Source organism: Marinifaba aquimaris (assembly GCF_013328345.1).
GTDB lineage: Bacteria > Pseudomonadota > Gammaproteobacteria > Enterobacterales > Alteromonadaceae > Marinifaba > Marinifaba aquimaris.
The window spans coordinates 45,743-65,959 of sequence record NZ_JABULX010000015.1 but is presented as its reverse complement, the minus strand read 5'-3'; the positions used below and the strand labels follow the sequence as shown (position 1 = coordinate 65,959).

The 20,217-nt window shown below is 39.7% G+C and carries 12 protein-coding genes, 4 tRNA genes and 1 pseudogene; 9 read left to right on the top strand and 8 right to left on the bottom strand.

The genetic code is table 11. The annotated features are described in order from the left end of the window. Positions 1 to 34 precede the first annotated feature (34 nt). From HR060_RS19865 to asnS, 3 genes and pseudogenes are all read right to left on the bottom strand, one after another. Entirely contained in the window at positions 35 to 442 is a 408-nt protein-coding gene (locus HR060_RS19865) for a cellulose-binding domain-containing protein (RefSeq protein ID WP_174200364.1), read from the bottom strand. A 291-nt stretch (positions 443 to 733) separates the two neighbouring features. Next, positions 734 to 1,993, bottom strand: a pseudogene (locus HR060_RS19860) (chitinase); the annotation flags it as partial. A gap of 333 nt (positions 1,994 to 2,326) precedes the next feature. Further along, entirely contained in the window at positions 2,327 to 3,721 is a 1,395-nt protein-coding gene (gene asnS, locus HR060_RS10880; RefSeq protein WP_174200323.1) for an asparagine--tRNA ligase, read from the bottom strand. A gap of 170 nt (positions 3,722 to 3,891) precedes the next feature. Here asnS and HR060_RS10875 point away from each other — a divergent pair, with 170 nt between their 5' ends. After that, positions 3,892 to 4,266: a hypothetical protein gene (locus HR060_RS10875; protein ID WP_174200322.1), complete on the top strand. Its 375-nt coding sequence runs from the start codon at positions 3,892 to 3,894 to the stop codon at positions 4,264 to 4,266. A 26-nt stretch (positions 4,267 to 4,292) separates the two neighbouring features. Here HR060_RS10875 and HR060_RS10870 read toward each other — a convergent pair whose 3' ends face one another. Beyond that, positions 4,293 to 5,753 (bottom strand): NAD-dependent succinate-semialdehyde dehydrogenase, encoded by a 1,461-nt coding sequence (locus HR060_RS10870; protein WP_174200321.1) that lies wholly within the window; start codon positions 5,751 to 5,753, stop codon positions 4,293 to 4,295. 229 nt (positions 5,754 to 5,982) lie between these two features. Between HR060_RS10870 and HR060_RS10865 the strand changes: the two genes are divergently transcribed. The 3 genes from HR060_RS10865 (at position 5,983) to HR060_RS10855 (ending at position 11,152) form a co-directional block, all read left to right on the top strand. Next, the gene (locus tag HR060_RS10865; protein WP_174200320.1) at positions 5,983 to 6,402 is read left to right on the top strand and encodes a CBS domain-containing protein; all 420 of its coding nucleotides are present in this window, start codon (positions 5,983 to 5,985) and stop codon (positions 6,400 to 6,402) included. A gap of 191 nt (positions 6,403 to 6,593) precedes the next feature. Next, positions 6,594 to 10,514 (top strand): ATP-dependent RNA helicase HrpA, encoded by a 3,921-nt coding sequence (hrpA, locus tag HR060_RS10860; RefSeq protein ID WP_174200363.1) that lies wholly within the window; start codon positions 6,594 to 6,596, stop codon positions 10,512 to 10,514. A gap of 20 nt (positions 10,515 to 10,534) precedes the next feature. After that, positions 10,535 to 11,152, top strand: a complete 618-nt coding sequence (locus HR060_RS10855) for a TMEM165/GDT1 family protein (RefSeq protein ID WP_174200319.1) — start codon at positions 10,535 to 10,537, stop codon at positions 11,150 to 11,152. Positions 11,153 to 11,176: 24 nt separating this feature from the next. On the opposite strand, the gene HR060_RS10850 is transcribed toward HR060_RS10855, so the two are convergent. The 4 genes from HR060_RS10850 to HR060_RS10835 all read right to left on the bottom strand — a co-directional run bounded on the left by HR060_RS10850 (position 11,177) and on the right by HR060_RS10835 (position 11,633). Further along, a tRNA-Met gene (locus HR060_RS10850) sits at positions 11,177 to 11,253 on the bottom strand. Between the two features lie 41 nt (positions 11,254 to 11,294). Further along, positions 11,295 to 11,371, bottom strand: a tRNA-Met gene (locus HR060_RS10845). 41 nt (positions 11,372 to 11,412) lie between these two features. Further along, positions 11,413 to 11,489: transfer RNA gene (locus HR060_RS10840), tRNA-Met, on the bottom strand. A 67-nt stretch (positions 11,490 to 11,556) separates the two neighbouring features. Beyond that, a tRNA-Met gene (locus tag HR060_RS10835) sits at positions 11,557 to 11,633 on the bottom strand. Between the two features lie 344 nt (positions 11,634 to 11,977). On the opposite strand from HR060_RS10835, the gene HR060_RS10830 reads away from it, so the two are divergent. The 5 genes from HR060_RS10830 to HR060_RS10810 all read left to right on the top strand — a co-directional run bounded on the left by HR060_RS10830 (position 11,978) and on the right by HR060_RS10810 (position 20,070). Then, positions 11,978 to 13,810, top strand: coding sequence for a DUF885 domain-containing protein (locus HR060_RS10830; RefSeq protein WP_174200318.1), 1,833 nt, complete (start codon positions 11,978 to 11,980; stop codon positions 13,808 to 13,810). Between the two features lie 114 nt (positions 13,811 to 13,924). Beyond that, on the top strand, positions 13,925 to 16,048 hold the full coding sequence (gene rlmKL / locus HR060_RS10825; RefSeq protein WP_174200317.1) for a bifunctional 23S rRNA (guanine(2069)-N(7))-methyltransferase RlmK/23S rRNA (guanine(2445)-N(2))-methyltransferase RlmL: 2,124 nt from the start codon (positions 13,925 to 13,927) through the stop codon (positions 16,046 to 16,048). Continuing rightward, positions 16,048 to 16,293 (top strand): glutaredoxin family protein, encoded by a 246-nt coding sequence (locus tag HR060_RS10820; RefSeq protein WP_174200316.1) that lies wholly within the window; start codon positions 16,048 to 16,050, stop codon positions 16,291 to 16,293. Before rlmKL ends, HR060_RS10820 begins: the two co-directional genes overlap by 1 nt. Next, positions 16,290 to 18,218 (top strand): ATP-binding cassette ATPase Uup, encoded by a 1,929-nt coding sequence (gene uup / locus HR060_RS10815; protein ID WP_174200315.1) that lies wholly within the window; start codon positions 16,290 to 16,292, stop codon positions 18,216 to 18,218. The genes HR060_RS10820 and uup overlap by 4 nt, the downstream gene beginning before the upstream one ends. Continuing rightward, positions 18,202 to 20,070, top strand: coding sequence for a DUF3466 family protein (locus tag HR060_RS10810; RefSeq protein WP_174200314.1), 1,869 nt, complete (start codon positions 18,202 to 18,204; stop codon positions 20,068 to 20,070). The genes uup and HR060_RS10810 overlap by 17 nt, the downstream gene beginning before the upstream one ends. Positions 20,071 to 20,217: the final 147 nt, after the last annotated feature.

Below are 20,217 nucleotides of genomic sequence, written 5' to 3'. Positions count from 1 at the left end.
TGTGAGCCTAATCGAGATTAGGCTCATTTAGTGCTTATTGACAGATTGCTTTCCAAGCTGCAGCGCTTGAAGAAGGCTTAGCATTTGTCCACCACTTAGCTTCGTAAACACCACCTTGGTGAGACATACGGTCGCCTTTTAATGCATGGCTAGGGTCGCCTTTCCAGTCAGTGCGTGGGAAGTTAGGGTAAGCAGGGTAAGCTGAAGTATTACAGCCAGTACCTACATCTGTATCTGTCGCAGTATCCGTTTCTGTTACTGTTTCTGTCTCTGTTGCAGTTTCAGTAGCCGTTTCTGTTTCAGTCGCAGTCTCTGTTGCAGTTACTGTATCTGTACCTGTGCCGCAGCTAGCACCGCTTGCTTGTGACCAAGCTTGCTGCCAGTATAAACCTGTACCTGGTGCATAAGCCCAATCAGAGTTTGATGAACACCAACCTGCGATATTACAAGTGTATTGGCTACCACCATTACTTACTGTTTGGCCAGCTGAGTATGCTGTGCCTGCAACATACTGTGGAGCACTACATGTGTTGCCGTCAGTATCTGTTTCTGTCGCTGTATCTGTTTCAGTAACCGTTTCTGTTGCTGTCTCAGTTTCAGTTTCAGTTGCAGTAGAGGTATCAGTTGCAGTATCTGTCTCAGTTTGTGTGTCTGTTTCAGTTTGTGTGTCTGTTTCAGTTACTGTTTCTGTGTCAGTTGAAGTATCTGTTCCAGTGCCAGTACCTGCACCTGTATCAACAACACGGATTTGAGGCCAGTTAGCATGTGAACCATAGAAGTTAGTTACACATTTTTCGTAATCGCCTGGAACAAGTGCAGAGTAAGCAGTTTGGAAACCAACTAAGTCACACTCGAATGATTGACCTTCTGGACGATCAGCATAGTATTTCCAGTTACCATCCCAGTTTGTATACAACACATCGTCAGCACCGTTTAAGTTAAGGCTGCCGTATGGTGTTTGTTGCCAACAGGTATTTTTCTCGTCTGCTTCTACTGGAATATTGTAATGAGCTGCTAGACCTTCCCAGTATTTGATACGGTTTACTGGTTGGCCTTTATTTTTGTTTTGCTCACCACACTCGATACCACCATTGATTACGTTGATTGTTGTACCAAAACCGTAACCAATACCTGCATCTAACTCACGCTGTGAAGGTACCCAAGTACGATCAATAACGTGTAACATAGCCGGCTTTGGTGCTTGTGGTGTTAAGAAGAACCAAATTGCTGATGCTAGGTTTAACCAAGAATCTGCAACTAGACCTGGATTTTTAAGTAATACAGTCGCATCACCGTTGAACATTACTTCTGAGAATGCACCGTAGTTGAAGTGGTAAGAAAGCTGCTTAGCACCACGACCGAAGTAACCTTGGCCTGGCTCGCATGGCCAGCGTTCGTTTTGCCAATCGTTTTGACCACAACCTGTCGTGTAACCAGCTTGACCTTCAGACCAACCCATTTCACGAACGTGGACAAGTGCCTGTTGCCATTCTTCTAATTGATTAGGGTTATCCCAAGTGTTGTCTTTGGCAATATGACCACCTGTTTCTTGAGCAAAGTGAGCAAATGCTGTAATGACTGATTTTAAACAGATTGCATCAGAATCACGACCATCAGTGTATTCACCACAAAAAGCTGGGAACTTACCAATAGCGCGTAAGAAACGTGTGTAAGTATATTCTGGAGCAGCCATTTGCGTTAAGAAATCCCACTCAGCTTCAGGGAATACGCGTTCAACACGCTTAACGTTTTCTGGGTTAGCAGTTAAGCCAGGTAAAATCGCTTCAACGATTGAGTTATCTCTTGTTTCAAGCGCCTTTGCCCAAACGTCATACATAGCTTCAGGTGTTTTAGCATCTTGTGCTGCTTGTACTTCTTGTTTAGTTAGCGTGTAGCCGCCAGGGTTTTCTGGATCAGGTTGAGGATTCATAGCTAATGCATTGGAGGCAATACCTAAACCGATCAGTGTTGGCAATAAACGTCTTGTAAACATAAATTGTTCCTCAGTAAGAGTTGGTCGTTTTTTTTGGTTGTCATTATCTCGTAACAATCCAAAAGTTTTGATAACTGATAATACATAATTCATCAATAACGTTAACATACTGATAACATTTGATAACAAAGTCAAGGGAATTGTAACAAAAAGCGATAATGTGAAGTAAATCACATAAATTTATATAAATACCTAAATTTAAATAGTTAATGATAACTGGGATTTTGTTAGAGAAGGGAATGAAGAAGAGAACTAAATATCTTGTTAATCGGGGTACTAGATATAAAAAAGGGTAGCTGAAGCTACCCTTAATCGATTGAATAAATTGGCTTTTTAGAAAGAAGCAGTCTTTGGTGCGCGTGGGAAAGGGATCACATCGCGTACATTTCCCATGCCAGTCACATAAGCGACTAAACGTTCGAAACCTAATCCAAAACCACCATGTGGTACGGTACCATAGCGACGTAAATCACGATACCAGCTGTAATCTTCAGGGATTAAGTTCATTTCTTCCATACGCTTATCAAGCATATCTAAGCGTTCTTCACGTTGGCTACCACCGATGATTTCACCGATACCAGGCGCGAGTACGTCCATTGCTGCAACCGTTTTACCATCTTCATTCATACGCATGTAGAAAGCTTTGATATCTTTCGGGTAGTTTTGAAGAATAATTGGTGCACCTACGTGCTCTTCAGCTAAGTAGCGTTCGTGCTCTGAAGATAAGTCGACGCCCCATTCAACAGGGAATTCAAATTTCTTACCTGATTTTTGTAAGATATCAATTGCATCTGTGTAGTCCATACGAACGAACTCTGAATTAACTAAGTTCTTTAATCGATCAATTACGCCTTTTTGAACGCGTAAATCGAAGAACTCTAAATCATCCATACGTTCTTCTAATACCGCATTGAATACGTACTTGAGCATATCTTCAGAAAGTTGTGCAACGTCGGCTAGATCAGCAAAAGCGATCTCTGGTTCAACCATCCAGAATTCTGCTAGGTGACGAGAAGTGTTCGAATTTTCTGCACGGAATGTAGGACCAAACGTATAAATTTTTGATAGTGCACTACAGTATGTTTCACCGTTTAACTGGCCTGATACCGTTAAAAAGGCTTCTTTACCAAAAAAGTCTTCTGAGTAATCAACTTCACCGTTTTCTAAACGCGGTAAGTTATTCATGTCCAGTGTTGATACGCGGAACATTTCACCAGCACCTTCAGTATCAGAAGCCGTGATAATAGGTGTTGCTACCCAAACATAACCATTTTCATGGAAGAAACGATGGATAGCTTGTGAAAGACAGTTTCTAACACGGGCAACGGCACCAAACATATTTGTACGAGGACGTAAATGTGCATATTCACGCATATGTTCTACTGTATGACGTTTTGCAGCCATCGGGTAAGTATCTGGATCTTCAACTGTACCTAAGATCTCTACCTCAGAAGCTTGGATCTCAAATGCTTGACCTTTACCTTGCGACTCCACTAATTTACCTGTTACTACAACAGAGCAAGCAACAGTTAATTTACAGATATCTTCATAATTTGCTAAGTCATTATTAACAACAGCCTGAATTGCATCAAAACATGAGCCATCATTAACATTGATAAAGGCAAAGTTAGGGTTTGAGCGAACGGTTCTGATCCAACCTTTTACAGTTACGGTTTGATCAACGGCTTGTTGTCCTGCGAGTAGGGCGCTGACTGAGCTATGACTCATTGAATTGGGCTCCAAAGTAATATTTACGACGGTATCTAGTAGGTGCTCGAATAGGTAAGCAGATACCCGTTTATAATTGTTAATATAAAGTGATCCGCTATGTTACCTTGTAAAATGCTAGACTCAAGTTAAAAAGTCGATTTCAAATAATTAATTATGGGATGTGTAAAGTGAAGCAAGAGGCCAGTAAACCAGAAAGGCGTTCGGGCAACAATTTTTGGCATACCTGCTTGAATGTGACGAACGTGTTGAGTTGGCTTATTTTACTAGCGAGTTTATTGACGTTTGAGTTTGCCAGACCAGAGCATGTGCCAGGTTATTCTAAATATAAAGGGCTAGAAGATCTTTATCGTACAACTTGGAATGAAGATCTGACTAATCTTTTGTTTATTCAACTGCTGATTTGCAGTGCTATTACATTAATACAAATTATCATCATTCGTTGCCGCGCAAGACGAAAAAACGACTATAAACGTTTCAACCTGTTTTTATTGCTTATTATCAGCGTTACCGCAGCTATATATATAGGTTTTGTTGTACTTTAAGTCTACCAAGAAACTTAGTTGTCTTATTAGATAACTAAGTTGGTATATTTTAAATCTAGGTATTCATCTAAGCCATAATCACTACCTTCTCGGCCTAAACCTGAATCTTTTATGCCACCAAAAGGCGCAATGGCATTTGAAAGTGAACCTTGGTTAATAGCGACCATGCCATATTCTAATTCGTTGTTGAGCAGTGTAATGGTTTCAAGATTTTGGCTAAAACAATATGCTGCAAGTCCAGCATCGGTATTGTTCGCTTGAGCAATTACATCGCTTAGTTTGTCAAAATGTGTAATTGCTATTACCGGCGCAAAAATTTCATTCTGAAAAAGTGCCATTTCCGAGCTGATATTATTAATAACAGTTGGTGCTAGATACTGTCCATCATTACGACATTTTGCGGTATATACTTTTTTTGCCCCTTGTGCGATAGCCGCTTCAATCCAACTCAGTACCTTTGTTTTAGCCTGTTCTGTAATCATCGGACCAATAATCAGTGATTGCTCGGTCTTATTCTCAAATAGATCTTTAAGCTTTTGTACTAACTTTTCAGTAAAGGTGGTGGCAATCGTTTGTGACAGGTAAAAACGATTAGCGGCGACACAGGCTTGGCCTGCATTTCTAAATTTTGCCGCAATGGCGGCATCTACAGCGAGATCTAAATCTGCATCGTCGCAAACAATAAAAGGCGCATTACCACCAAGTTCCATAGAGGTGCGTTTCATTGTCTTTGCAGCTTGTTGGCAAAGTAATTTACCTACACGCGTTGAACCCGTAAAACTGACTTTTCGAACCCGTTTGTCAGCCATGATTTGTTGACTGACTTGTTCGGCGTGATTTGATATGAGCAAAGTGATCACACCTGGGTCGATACCTGCTTTATCGGCAAGCGTTGTTAAAGCAATTGCCGAGAGAGGGGTGAGCTCAGACGGTTTTAATATAATGCTACAGCCAGCTGCTAAGGCTGGGGCTACTTTTCTAGTGATCATCGCATTTGGGAAGTTCCAAGGGGTAATGGCATAGACCACACCAACTGCTTGTTTGTTTAACCAAATCTGCTGGTTGTTTTGGTTGACTAAGATATCACCTTTGATACGAATTGCTTGATCAGCAAACCAGTCGATGTAGCTTGCACCGTAGTCTATTTCTACTAAGGCTTCACTAACCGGTTTACCATTTTCTAGGCTAATGATCTGGGCTAAATCGTCTTTGTGCTTTTCAATTAAAGCTAACCATTTTTTTAGTTTTTCACGTCTGCTATTTGCAGGTGTTTTTTTCCATTTCTGTTGTGCTTTTACACTTGATTCAATTGCTGATGTGATCTGTGATTCAGAAACTTGCGAGAGGTTAATCAAAGGTTGTTGGTCAATTGGGCTGTAAACTGTCAGTGTATCCATGCCTGTATCTAGCCATTGACCATTGATAAAGCTATGAGTATGAAGTAATCCAGAGTCGATATGGTTTTGGATAAGTCGATTTTTGACCATAAAAACAACCATTTGTAAGCAATTAGAAACAATTGAAAAACTCTATCACAATAATCTAGAAAAAAGCGTCATTTTTTTAGGCGAAATTAAGGCAAATGGCTAAGCTTACATTAAGGCAAGTTAATTTTTTATGACTTGTCGAAGCTTTCGATGAAAGACGATACACATTATAAGTATCATCAGAAAAGATAATAAAATTTGCGCTGTTTGTTGATCGATGGAGGTCAAGATGGAATCACTCAAAGTTGAAGACTATATGAAAGCTCGCCCAGTCAAGTTTCATAAAGATATGTCTGTGGCTGAAGCGGTTGAATTGCTGATAAGCTCAAACCAGTCAGGTGGTCCAGTGGTGGATAAACAAAACAAATTGGTTGGCTTTGTCTCGGAACAAGATTGTATTCAAAAAATGTTAGAGTCGACATACTACCGTGAGGCCATTGCTAAGCTGGGGCAATTTATGGTTGCTGATGTTAGAACGGTAAAACCCTATGACTCAGTATTAGAATTAGCACAAGATATGGCAAAAAATCGAACGCGAATTTTCCCTGTCGTTGATGATGATGGTTATCTCGAAGGCCTTATTACAAGGCATGACATTATGGTAGCGATTGACAACCATCTACACGACGCTTATCACATGGCATCTTAATTCATCGAATATTTCCTGAAGCAAAAGCGGCATAGACGTTGTTACCTATGCCGTTTTTTTTATTCTCCTCCGATACCGCATGCGGGCTTAATTTGCTATTATCCGCCCGTTTTTATTAGTATTTTCGGAGTTATGTTTTGTCTGAGTCTTTGACAACATCAATAAATCAATACCTATCTGATTTCAAATTTATGCAAGATTGCTACGGAGCAGATAAGTTTAGGTTAAAGAGACAACGCCAAAATATTCTGAAAAAGCAAAATCAAGCACGTACCCAAGATGCAAATATTAGTGCCCCTACAGATGCTGAAATAGATTGGTTACTCGCTTTACAAACCTCAATTGAAAAGCGCCAATTGCGCCAGCAAAATCTGCCGGATATTGAATACCCTGAAAATCTACCGGTATCAGGTAAAAAACAAGAAATCATCGAGCTCATTAAAAATAATCAAGTGGTGATTATCGCTGGTGAAACGGGTTCAGGTAAAACAACTCAGTTACCTAAAATGTGTCTACAAGCGGGTTGCGGCACCAATGGTTTTATTGGCCATACTCAGCCAAGACGTTTAGCAGCAAGAAGTGTCTGTAACCGTATAGCCGAAGAGCTCAAATGTGAAGTGGGTCAAGAAGTTGGTTTTAAAGTTCGATTTAGCGATCACGTTAATGACAATTCTTATATTAAATTAATGACTGACGGTATCTTATTAACTGAGATGCAGCACGACAGATTCTTAAACCAATATGACACCATTATCATAGATGAGGCGCATGAAAGAAGTTTAAATATTGATTTTATCCTTGGTTATTTAAAGCAATTAATTGATAAAAGAAAAGACTTAAAAATTATCATCACGTCGGCAACCATTGATGTAGAGCGATTCTCAAAACACTTCAACAATGCACCCGTCATTGAAGTTAGCGGTAGAACCTACCCAGTTGAAGTGCGTTATAAAGATCCAACTGAAGTGAAAGGTCAATTTGATGGTGAAGACGACGAGCAAATGCGCGCCATTTTTGAATCTGTTGATGAGCTGCAGGCACAGGGACCGGGTGATATTCTGATCTTCTTAAACGGTGAACGCGAAATTCGTGATACTGCTCAGGCATTAGAGAAACGAAAGTTACGCCACTCTCAGATACTCCCTCTGTATGCTCGATTATCAGCTGCAGAACAAAACCTGGTATTTAAAGGTTCTAACGGTAGACGAATTATTTTAGCGACCAATGTTGCCGAAACTTCGTTAACTGTGCCTGGCATTCGATATGTTATTGATCCCGGTACTGCGCGTATTTCTCGCTATTCATATCGTACTAAAGTACAGCGTTTACCAATAGAAGCCGTATCTCAAGCTTCTGCCAACCAACGTAAAGGTCGTTGTGGTCGTGTTGCTGAAGGGATTTGTATCCGCTTGTACAGCGAAGATGATTTTAATGGTCGTCCAGAGTTTACTGATCCTGAAATACTGAGAACCAACCTGGCATCCGTTATTATTCAAATGTTGGCACTAGGTTTGGGCGATATTGATAAGTTTCCTTTTATTCAAGCCCCAGATAACCGTAGTATTCAAGATGGTATTAACTTGTTACTTGAACTCGGTGCGGTGAAGCGCAATAAAAGGAAAGGTAAGGGCCAAAAAAACAGTGATTTAACGTTAACAGAGTTAGGTAGACAAATCGCTAAATTGCCAATTGATCCAAGGTTGGCAAGAATGCTGATCACCGCTAACCAATTAAACTGCTTAAATGAAGTCATGGTGATCGTGACTGGGTTAAGTATTCAAGACCCACGTGAACGCCCACATGATTTCAAACAAAAGTCAGATGAGGCTCATGAGAAATACCTCGCTGAGCAATCAGATTTTATAAGCTATTTGAATTTATGGCAGCATGTTAAAGAACTTCAACAAAAGCTCACAGGCAACCAATTTAGAAAAGCCTGTAAACAGGGCTTTTTGAGTTATTTAAGATTACGTGAGTGGCAAGATTTAGTCGCCCAGGTAAAACAAAGCGCAAGGGAACTTAAGTTTGAATTGAATGCTAATCCGGGTAGCGATGATGACATTCATAAGTCCTTATTAACCGGTTTATTGAGCCACCTTGGTATGAAAGATACTGAGCGTGGTTATTTGGGCGCACGAAACTCTCGTTTTCATGTTTTCCCCGGTTCTGGCTTATTTAAAAAGCAGCCTAAATGGATCATGTCAGCTGAACTGGTTGAAACCAGTAAACTTTATGCGCGAAATAATGCCAGTATAGACGTCTCCTGGGTTGAACCTTATGCCCAGCATTTAGTTAAAAAATCGTATGATGAGCCCCATTTTGAGAAAAAACGCCAATCTGTCATCGCACTAGAAACGCAAAAATTATACGGTTTGGCGATCGTCAATCGTAGACGTGTTCAATATGGGAAAATAGATCCACAGCTGAGCCACGAGTTATTCATTCGTGAAGCCTTAATCAATCGACAAATTAACTTCAAAGATAAATTTATTGATGATAACAATCGACTCATCGATGAGATCAATCTATTAGAAGATAAAGCGAGACGTCGTGATATCCTCATTGATGAGGAAGACTTATTCCTCTACTATGCGAGTAAGATCCCAGCTGATATATCAAACACGGCCAGCTTTAGAAAATGGTGGCTCAAAACACGCGATACACAGCCTCAATATCTTCACTTTAAACGTGAAGAATTAATGCAGCACGATGCTGAAAAGATCACCAAATTCAATTATCCCGACAAATGGCAGCAAGGTAACCTCAATTTAAATTTAGAGTATGTCTTTGAACCTAATCAAGATGACGACGGTATTAATGTCATTATTCCACTTCCTTTATTAAATCAGGTTAAACCCGCTGGTTTTGATTGGACCATCCCTGCTTATCGTCACGACCTGATCACCGCATTGATTAAGTCATTACCAAAGGCGATTAGAAGGAACTTTGTACCTGCACCGACTTATGCTAATGCTGTACTAGAATCGATTGAATTTGACGAAAAAACGTCACTGCTCGATGCAGTCAGTAAAGCGTTATTAAAAATGTCAGGTACACGAATCGAAAAAGACAGTTGGGACCTGACGCAAATTCCTAGTCATTTAACACCAACATATAAAGTTGTTGATGAGCACAATAAAACTATCGCATTTGGTAAGTCTCTGGATTTATTGAAACAAAATCTCCAAGGAAAGGTTAAAAAGACATTAAGCCAAGTTGCCGAAAAAGGTATTGAGCAAAACGGATTAACCGCTTGGCCTGAAAATGTAGAATTACCCGTTGAGTATATACAAAAGCGCGGAAACTATGAGGTCAAGGCATTTCCTGCACTCCATGATGAGGGTAAAACGGTTGCTGTTAAGTTATTTGATGAGGCGACATTAGCTGAACATTTTCACTTAAAAGGTCTAGTTAGATTGGTTTGTCTGAACATTCCATCGCCAGTGAGTCATTTACAAAACAAACTGCCAAACAAAGCAAAATTAGGTTTGTATTTTAATCCTTTTGGTCAAGTAGCTGACTTAATTCAAGATTGTGTTGAAGCGGTATTACTCGACTTTATTGCCAAACAAGATATTACTGCAAGAAATGCCTTGAGCTTTGAACACTTGCGAGATTATTGTCGAACGAATTTAGCAGATAGTGTGCTGGCTGTTGCAGAGCAAGTTGAACGAGTATTGACCTGTGCCAATCAAGTCCAAAAGAAAATTAAAGGCAAAGCGAGCTTTGATACGATACAAGCCCATGCTGATATCAAATTACAGATTGATACATTGATATTTAAAGGTTTTGTTTGTTTTCATGGCATTGATAAATTAAAGGACTTGGAACGCTATATGCAGGCTCTTTTAAAGCGAGCTGAAAAATTAGCAGTCGACCCTGTTCGGGATAGGCTTAATCGCGATGTGTTAGAGAGTGTAGGGGAGCAGGCCAAACCTTATCTTTCTCTTCTTAAGCAAGATAGGGCAAAAGCAACGGAAGTCATGCAGTTATTTTATATGATTCAAGAGCTTAGAGTTTCACTGTTCGCTCAGAATTTAGGTACTGCCTATCCTATTTCTGCCAAGCGTATTTCAGCTTATATAAAAGAGTTGGCACAAACTGCTAGTTAACTTAAAAGAAGTAGTCTGAAATGAGTGAATGGTTGTCGGTTATTTTTACAGAGCAAGGCGATTTAAGCCATTTAATGGTTTTAGTCGCTTGTTTTACATTAATATTTATTGCTGAGTTAGGCGATAAAAGTCAATTCATGTGTATTGCTTTAGCATCGAGATTTAAGCCAAGCGAAGTCTTTGTAGGGGCAAGTTTAGGCTTTGCTTGTTTAAATTTAATTGCCGTTATATTCGGTCATACACTTTCCACCTTTATACCTGATATCGTTCTTGCCGTACTGGTGTGTGTATTATTTGTATTTTTTGGCTTTCACTGCCTTTTAGCGGGGCCTGAAGAGGATCATCAATTTGAAAAAAAGACACTGGGTAAGGCAATCATTTCTAGTTTTTTATTAATTGTTCTCGCTGAGCTAGGTGATAAAACGCAATTAAGTGTTATTGCGTTATCTTCCAATCAAATGCCTGTCTTGGTCTTTATTGCATCGACTTTGGCATTAATCGCTTCTACTGCTATTGCAGTTGTTTTTGGTGTCAAACTGATAAAGCGCGTACCAAAGAAACTGTTTGATCAAATGAGTGCAGGGTTGTTTTTTATATTTGCAGCAATATCAGCGTACAAAGCAATTGTGTTGTTTTAAATAGGTTTTGATAGTAGGTGAGATTGGTTGCGGGGGCAGGATTTGAACCTACGGCCTTCGGGTTATGAGCCCGACGAGCTACCAGACTGCTCCACCCCGCGACACTGGGTGCTATATAAGCCTAATAAACAATTATAAAAATTGGTTGCGGGGGCAGGATTTGAACCTACGGCCTTCGGGTTATGAGCCCGACGAGCTACCAGACTGCTCCACCCCGCGACATTGGGCGCTATATTAGCTTAAGAAGCAATTTAAAAGTTTGGTTGCGGGGGCAGGATTTGAACCTACGGCCTTCGGGTTATGAGCCCGACGAGCTACCAGACTGCTCCACCCCGCGACAATATGTTTGTTAGGGCAAACTTTTAAATTTACGATTTGTATATCTAAAGATAATACAAAAAGATTGGTTGCGGGGGCAGGATTTGAACCTACGGCCTTCGGGTTATGAGCCCGACGAGCTACCAGACTGCTCCACCCCGCGTCAATGAGGTGCGCATACTATCGACTTTTTGGATTTATGCAAGCGTTAATTACGGTTTTTTTACAGATAAATGGCTAAATATTTTAATTGGTTATAAAACCTAACGCTTTCGATGGTTAATCACCCTAAATGTTTATATTCAGGTTATTCAGCAGGTTTGACGTGTTGCAATAAACTTCAAATGATATTGGCCACAGTGCCTGAGGCACTTACTGGATGTAACGGCATTTATACAATCCAGCTGTTTTCAGTATAGACATAATATGTCTGCTTACTGTCTTTTCCTATTCAACCTCTATATTTTCTCCATCGAATTAAAAGCTATTAAACTGAGGATAGAATCAATGTTGAGAGTAACCGCAATCGCAACTGCTGTGCTATTGGCCACAGCGTGCAGCAATACCCTTACTAATAAGCCCGATAACCAAGTTAATCAATCAATTTCTCAATCTGTTATCCAAGCTGAATCAGCTAAAGCGAATGCATTATTTGATGCAATGTGGGAAGAGTCGGTCAATCGATATCCACAGTATTTATCCGCACTCGGTCGTAAAAAAGATAATGATAAATGGAATGATTTATCAGATAGCTTTAAAGATGAAACCATTGCATTAACAAAGGCGCAATTAGTCAAATTAGAATCAATTGATGAAACAAAGTTAGATGCACAGACGCAAACAAGCTTAATTTTATTAAAGCAAAAACTTGCCAATACTATTGAAGATGACAAATGGCGTCACCACGGTTACCCAGTCAATCAAATGTATGCAATACACACCAGTGTTCCTACCTTATTGTTAAATCAGCACAAGATAGATTCGGTAGCCGATGCTCATGCTTACATTGCGCGGTTAAATGGTTTACCAAATTATTTCAGACAAGTTGAGCAATTATTACAAGCTAATGCAGATAAAGGTGTGATGACACCTAAATTTGTGTTTGCTCACGTTATTCGCAACGGCGAAAATATTATCAAAGGTGCCCCGATTTCAAACGGTGCTGATAATACGATATTTGCTGACTTCAAGAAAAAAGTGAGCAAACTCGATGTTTCAAGTCATGAGAAAAAAGTATTAGTCGAACAAGCTGAGCAGGCTATGGTGAATTCATTTGCACCGGCTTACCGTAATCTAGTTGCCTATCTTAAAAAACTAGAGGCAGTTGCTGATACCAAAGATGGTGTCTGGAAACTACCTGATGGTGACGCTTTTTACAAAACTAAACTGGCTAGAATAACCACAACGGATTTATCAGCAAAAGCAATTCACGAGATAGGTTTAGCTGAAGTTGCACGTATTCATGACGAAATGCGTGCAATTAAAGAAAAGGTCGGTTTTGAAGGTGATTTAAAAGCATTTATGCAATTTATGTGCACCGATGAGCAATTTTATTATCCAAATACCGCTGAAGGTAAAGCGCGTTATCTGAAAGAAGCGACGGCTTATATTGATAATATGGTAGCGCGTTTGGATGAGCTCTTTATCACTAAGCCAAAAGCTGAACTTGTAGTAAAAGCGGTTGAGCCTTTTAGAGAACAATCCGCTGGTAAAGCCTTTTACAGTGGACCTGCCGAAGATGGCTCACGCCCAGGCATTTATTACGCTAATTTATACGATATGAAAGCCATGCCAATATACCAAATGGAGGCACTTGCTTATCACGAAGGCGCACCTGGGCATCATATGCAAATTGCATTGCAGCAAGAGCTAGAGAATATGCCTAAATTTAGAAAGTTTGGTCGTTATACAGCTTACACGGAAGGGTGGGGACTATACACTGAGTACATGCCTAAAGAGATTGGTATGTATGAAGACCCTTATTCAGATTTTGGACGTTTAGCGATGGAGCTTTGGCGCGCTTGCCGTTTAGTTGTTGATACCGGTATTCACGCAATGAAATGGACGCGTGAAGAGGGGATTGATTATTATGTAAATAACACGCCTAATGCCAAGTCAGACGCTGTTAAAATGGTTGAACGACATATCGTGATGCCGGGTCAAGCAACCGCTTATAAAATCGGTATGATTAAAATCTTAGAGTTGCGAGAAGATGCGCGTAAGCAATTAGGTGATAAGTTTGATATTCGTCAATTCCATGAGGTGGTGCTACAAAATGGACCTGTGCCTTTAAACGTTTTGGCGCAAAACATTCAAAACTGGGTTGATAGCAAAGGCTAGTAACTAAAACCTTAGGTGTTAACGCGTTTTCGCCTAGCGTTAACACCTTAATTTGTTCTGACAGCAAAGGCGATTTTAGGTATAATCCGCGCTCAAATTTTTATGGAGCACTTCATGCCTAAATTCCTCGTTACTTCTTCTAAAGGCTTAGAAAATCTTCTTCACGATGAACTTGTTGAACTGGGCGTCCAGAACGTTAAGTTATCAGGCTCATCTGTTCTTTTTGAAGACGATTTGGCGCTCGGTTATCGCGTTTGCTATCGCTCAAGGTTTGCAAACCGTGTACTTCTTGAATTGAACCATGGTGATGCATCAAATAAAGAGGCGCTGTACCAAACTGCTTCTGCGATTGATTGGACAATGCAATTTGACCCTAAGAGTGCTTTCAATGTCAGTGTTCAAGGGACCAATGGCGAGTTGAGAAACACACAGTTTTCGGCACAAGTTATCAAAGATGCTGTTGTTGATTTTTTTGAAGAAGAGGGTTTTAAACGTCCTAACGTGGAAAAAGGTTTTGCTGATATCCGTATTCAAGCGCGTATCAATCGCAAGCAAGTAAGTATTTATTTAGATTTCTCTGGAGCCAGTTTACACGAAAGAGGGTATAGAGAAGATGCAGGACGTGCACCATTAAAAGAGAACCTTGCCGCTGCGCTTATTAGTCGCTCTGGTTGGTTAGCCGACACTTCAAAACCACTTTGTGACTTTTTCTGTGGCTCAGGCACATTAGCCATTGAAGCTGCGTTAATGGGACAAAACATTCCTGCTCAATACAAGCGTTTTCATTGGGGATTTGATGCATGGATGGGCCATAGAAGTGCAGTGTTTGAAGAGGAAAAAGCCCAAGCAGATGCGCTGATCAATAAAGATGTATCCCTTAATATTTTTGCATCGGATATCAATGGTCAGGAGCTGGACACCGCAGAATCAAATGCCATTAAAGCTGACGTTCGCGATGCTATTCAATTTGTAAAAGCCGATGTACTTTCAAACAAAGTCAAGAATTTTTGGAAAAAAGCAGGTCAAGCTTCAGGGCATATCATCATTAACCCACCTTACGGTGAGCGTTTAGAAGAATTAAGTCAAGTCGCTAATCTTTATTTGGATTTAGGCCAAAAACTAAAGCGCGAATTTGCAGATTGGCATCTGACTATCATCACCTCTGCTCAAGAGTTACTTAAATTCCTCAAGCTTTCTGCAGATAAAAAATACAAAGTTAAAAACGCGACATTGGATTGTGTTTTAGCAACGTATCAAATTGAAGCATCTAAAGGTGATGAAATCCGTCAAACCATTGCTGAAGAATTTCAAAATCGTTTGAAAAAGAATATTAAGAAGTTAGCCCCTTTAGCAAGAAAGGCCGATACGAATGCTTATCGAGTTTATGACGCGGATTTACCCAACTATAATGTTGCGATAGATTTATATGCTGACCACTGCGTGATTCAAGAATATGCAGCACCCAAGTCTGTACCTGAGCATGTAGCTGAACAAAGGCTCAATGAAGTGCTTATCACCGCACCGAGTATTTTAAATATCCCTGGCGCTAATGTGCATGTAAAAACACGTAGAAAGCAAAAAGGTAAAGAACAATATCAACGAGCGGAACGCAAAAAAAATAAGCTTATCGAAGTTTTTGAAGGGCCAGCTAAATTTTTAGTCAATTTAGATGATTATCTTGATACTGGTTTGTTCTTAGATCACAGAGATATTCGTCAACTTGTCAGAGAAAAAGCAAAAGACTTATCAGTACTTAATTTATTCAGTTATACCTGTGCAGTATCTGTACATGCTGCAATTGGCGGGGCTAAACAAGTTTGTTCAGTTGATTTATCGAAAACCTATTTAAATTGGGGTGAGCAGAACTTTGAAGCCAATGGCATTAAAAACCGCAATCATAAATTTGAACGTGGCGATTGTGTCAATTGGATGAAGATGCAACGCAGACAGTTTGATCTGATTTTTATCGACCCTCCTAGTTTTTCAAACTCTAAAAAAATGTCAGATGTTTTTGATGTTCAGCGTGACCATATTGAGTTGTTAACCGATGCTAAGCAGCGATTAAATGACGGCGGTACCATCATTTTTTCGAACAATTTGAGAAGTTTCAAGCTAGACGAAGCGTCGATTAATGAGCTTGGGTTGACTATAGAGGACGTCTCAAAGCAAACTTTACCGTTTGACTTTGCCCGCAACCCTAAAATCAGACAGTGTTGGATTTTAAAGGCAGATAGTTAATGAATACAAAAGCCTTTAACCTCTATCACACTGATGGTTGTCACTTATGCGAACTGGCTGAATCGGTGTTTTCATTAATTGGTAAGCAAGCGCTCTACCAGCATGTTGATATTGCCGAATCTGAGGCGCTGGTCGATCAATTTGGTATTCGTATTCCTGTTGTTGAACATATTGAGTCTGGGGCCTGTTTAGATTGGCCTTTTGATGAACAAGCATTAATAGAATTTATAAATAAAAATCAATGAACTTATATCGCATTACAAAAGCACAATTAGCATTTGGTGACCATGCATTACTGGATAATGCAGATTTTCATATCAACCAAGGTGAACGGGTTTGTATCGTGGGCCGAAATGGTGCCGGTAAATCAACACTGTTAAAAGTCATCGATGCCCAAATCAAATTAGATGATGGCGATATCAATATTCGCTCAAATACTGAAATTAAGCGACTAGAGCAAGATCCACCTAAAGCTGCTTCGGGTACCGTCTATCAATATGTAGCTCAAGGATTAGGTGAGGCGGGTAGTGCACTAGCCGCTTATCATCAAGAAATGGTGAATCCAGATTGTGATATGGATAAGCTGGCTAGGCTGCAGCAAAAAGTAGAACAACTTGATGCCTGGTCATTAGAGCCTCAAATCCAACAAATTATTTCACGGTTATCACTGAATTCAGACGCTTGTTTAACCGATTTGTCAGGCGGTTGGCTACGTAAAGTCGCACTTGCAAGAGCCTTAGTATCTAAACCCGACATATTATTATTAGATGAACCGACTAACCATCTAGACTATCAATCTATTGCATGGTTGGAAGATTTCTTACTTGATTACACTGGCGCGATTGTATTTATCAGTCACGATAGAGCATTCATCAGGAAAGTAGCCACTCGTATTGTTGATTTAGACCGCGGGAAATTAGTCAACTATGAAGTAGGTTATGATACATATCTTGAGCAAAAAGCCGATAACTTACGTATTGAAGAAGAACAAAATAAGCAATTTGATAAAGTACTCGCGCAAGAAGAAGCTTGGATTAGACAAGGCATTAAAGCGCGTCGAACCCGTAATGAAGGTCGTGTTCGAGCACTAAAAGCATTGCGTAACGAGCGTAAGCAACGACGTGAAGTGCAGGGTAAAGTGAGCTTCAATCTCGAGGAAGTTAAACGTTCGGGTAAACTCGTTGCTGAGTTGACCAACCTTACTTACGGTTTTGAAAATCAGCTGATTGTTAAAGACTTCTCAAGTCTTATTATGCGTGGCGATAAAGTGGCGTTAATTGGCCCTAATGGCTGTGGTAAATCAACGCTTATTAACCTGATCCTTGAAAAAATTAAGCCACAAGATGGTAACATTCGCGTTGGTACTAACTTACAAGTTGCCTATTTTGATCAGTATCGAGAGCAGCTCGACGAAGAAAAGACTGTTTTAGACAATGTCGGCGACGGTAAAGAAGATATTACCGTTAATGGTAAATCTAGGCACGTGCTTGGTTATCTACAAGACTTTTTATTCTCGCCAAAACGCGCCCGTTCTCCGGTAAAAAGTCTATCAGGTGGTGAAAAGAACCGCTTGTTACTGGCCAAGTTATTCTTAAAAGAAAGTAACTTTTTAGTGCTGGATGAACCGACAAACGATTTAGATGTTGAAACACTTGAGTTACTTGAAGAACTTGTCAGTCAGTACCCAGGTACACTGATATTAGTTAGCCATGACAGGGAATTTGTTAATAATACGGCGACTTCGACTTATTTCTTTGCTGGTGATGGTGCAATCGAAGAATATGTTGGCGGTTATGAATCGATACCAAAATCAAAATTGATTGAAAATCGTCAGGAGCCCGCTAAAAATGATAAATCACTTGCACACTCGGAACAAAATACGCAAACTGCTGTCTTAGCTGATGCTGGTAAATCAAAAAAACAAACGAAAGCTGTTAAGTTATCTTATAAACAACAAAGGCAGCTTGATGCATTACCTGCACAAATAGAAGAATTAGAAACAAAGATTGAAACTTTACAGACTGAAATCAATTCACCTGAATTTTTTAATCAAGATGTTGATAAAACCCAAGCTAGCCTATCTGAACTAGAAAAAGCTGAATCAGAATTAGAAGTTGCCTTCGAGCTTTGGGAAGAATTAGAAGCAATCGTGAATGAGTCTAAACAATAATATGTTAAAAACGTTATCTCGTATTACCTTTCCACTGAGCTTATTGGCATTTAGTGTAAACGCGGCTGTTTATACAGTTGAAGAAGTACCCACACCAGAAGGCTTTGTAAATGCTTTCGCTGAAGACATCAATAATAACGGACAGTATGTTGCTTCAATCAAAGGCAGCGACTTTAACCGTTCGGTCAGTTTAATACGTGAGCAAGCCACAGGCTTTAGTAGTCACCACTCTGTAAATGCTACTACTTTATATAACCATCCAATCGATGTATCTAAGCTAGATTTTGAAGATGAAGAGTTAATCAATTTATTGGTTAACGATAGTTATGACTACTTAGAAGATGTTAAAAACGGCATCTTCAATAGTGAGAGTTTAACGGCGGTTTTATACTACTTATTCACGAGTACAACGACAAGTTACACTGATCAACACAGGCAGTTAGATGGCCGTTACCACATGATTGGTGATCGTTGGGCTGCTGTTGGTGAAGGAACGGTGCTTGCTCACTCGCCTATCACAGATGTCGTTAATGAAAATACAGGTAAGTATAACTTCTCTCACAATGAGACCATGTATGCCATTAACGATCTAGGTTGGATTGTCGGTGCTACAGAATCACCTTACACGCCATTTGAATACACAGATGATGAAGGTGTTACGTTTACCTACTATCTTCAAGATTATATTGAACGTGGTTACGTTAAAATTAATGGTAATACCACTTTTTTAGAGCCAAGCTTTACTGAATTTAGAAATGGGCGCAGTATCGCGACTGATATTTCTAATTCTGGTTACGTTGTCGGTTATGTATCAGTTGATTTAACTTATGCAAACGACGGCCGCATTGATGACAGATTAAATGCCTGTAGTGATAGAGATGCTGAAGGTGTACAACCTGAGCAAATCTGTCGTTGGCAGTTTAGAGAAAAAGGCTGGAATACAGGTTATAACTCAAGTATTTCAAACAGTGAAACCGTTTATAAAACCAGCACCCAAGAACATCATGCTTATCTTTGGAAACTAGATGAGTCAGGTAATATTGTAGAAGCAAGAAATTTAGGGATTGCTTATACACCTGTTGATGAAGACTTTGACAGAACATCATATTTATACAGTAAAGCACTTGCAGTTAATGACAACGGTGTTGCTGTAGGTCAAAGCTATGATGACGTAAATGAAGATTTTTATGACTATCGCCGATATGCTGCTATTTATATCGATGGGCGTGTTGATATCATTGCCAACAAAGACCGTGGTATCCAATACAGCACAGCTAATGATATCAACAACGCAGGTTATGTTGTCGGTAATGTCAACATTAGCTATGCGGTTGGTGATTTAGATAAAGCGTTTTATTACAACATTAATGGCTCTGAAACTAACGTTACTCAAATCCCAGATGTGTTTGCAAACTCTGATACTTCTGCAAAGAGCATCAATAACGAAAACCAAGTGGTAGGCTCAACTACCGTGCCTGAATTAGACGGCTCTATTATTCGTCATGGTTTTGTTTATGACATCGATACTGATGAATTTTCGAATCTTAATGATTTAATCAGTTGTGATAGTGAATATACGATCGCAAGTGCTGAAAGCATCAATGATCAAGGCGTTATACTAGCAACAGCTACCCGTATTGGAGATTACCGCAACGCAGTCGGCGAAGTAGTTTATGGTGAAGATGGCGAATCAGTCAAAGTATCTAATACTTATGTCGTTAAATTAACGCCAATTGCAGGCGGCACACCTGAAAATTGCTTCCAAGAAGAAAACCAAATTAAGCGTAAAGGTTCTTCTATGCCTTGGTACCTACTTGTTGCATTACCGTTGATTCGTGTATTTAGACGATAAGCAAATCAATGGTGAAATAAAAAGCGGCTTAGAGCCGCTTTTTTTATGTCTGTTTTTTACACAAATAGATCTAAATTTAATATTTATAAAGATCAGTATATTAATGAAAAATGACAGTCAGTTTTCAAATTAACACTTGAAACCCAA

Coding starts and splice junctions, on each gene's coding strand:
- HR060_RS10830 (WP_174200318.1), top strand. CDS start 11,978: ATGTTGAGAGTAACCGCAATCGCAACTGCTGTGCTATTGGCCACAGCG.
- HR060_RS10855 (WP_174200319.1), top strand. CDS start 10,535: ATGAGTGAATGGTTGTCGGTTATTTTTACAGAGCAAGGCGATTTAAGC.
- HR060_RS10865 (WP_174200320.1), top strand. CDS start 5,983: ATGGAATCACTCAAAGTTGAAGACTATATGAAAGCTCGCCCAGTCAAG.
- rlmKL (WP_174200317.1), top strand. CDS start 13,925: ATGCCTAAATTCCTCGTTACTTCTTCTAAAGGCTTAGAAAATCTTCTT.
- HR060_RS10810 (WP_174200314.1), top strand. CDS start 18,202: ATGAGTCTAAACAATAATATGTTAAAAACGTTATCTCGTATTACCTTT.
- HR060_RS10820 (WP_174200316.1), top strand. CDS start 16,048: ATGAATACAAAAGCCTTTAACCTCTATCACACTGATGGTTGTCACTTA.
- HR060_RS10870 (WP_174200321.1), bottom strand. CDS start 5,753: ATGGTCAAAAATCGACTTATCCAAAACCATATCGACTCTGGATTACTT.
- asnS (WP_174200323.1), bottom strand. CDS start 3,721: ATGAGTCATAGCTCAGTCAGCGCCCTACTCGCAGGACAACAAGCCGTT.
- hrpA (WP_174200363.1), top strand. CDS start 6,594: ATGCAAGATTGCTACGGAGCAGATAAGTTTAGGTTAAAGAGACAACGC.
- uup (WP_174200315.1), top strand. CDS start 16,290: ATGAACTTATATCGCATTACAAAAGCACAATTAGCATTTGGTGACCAT.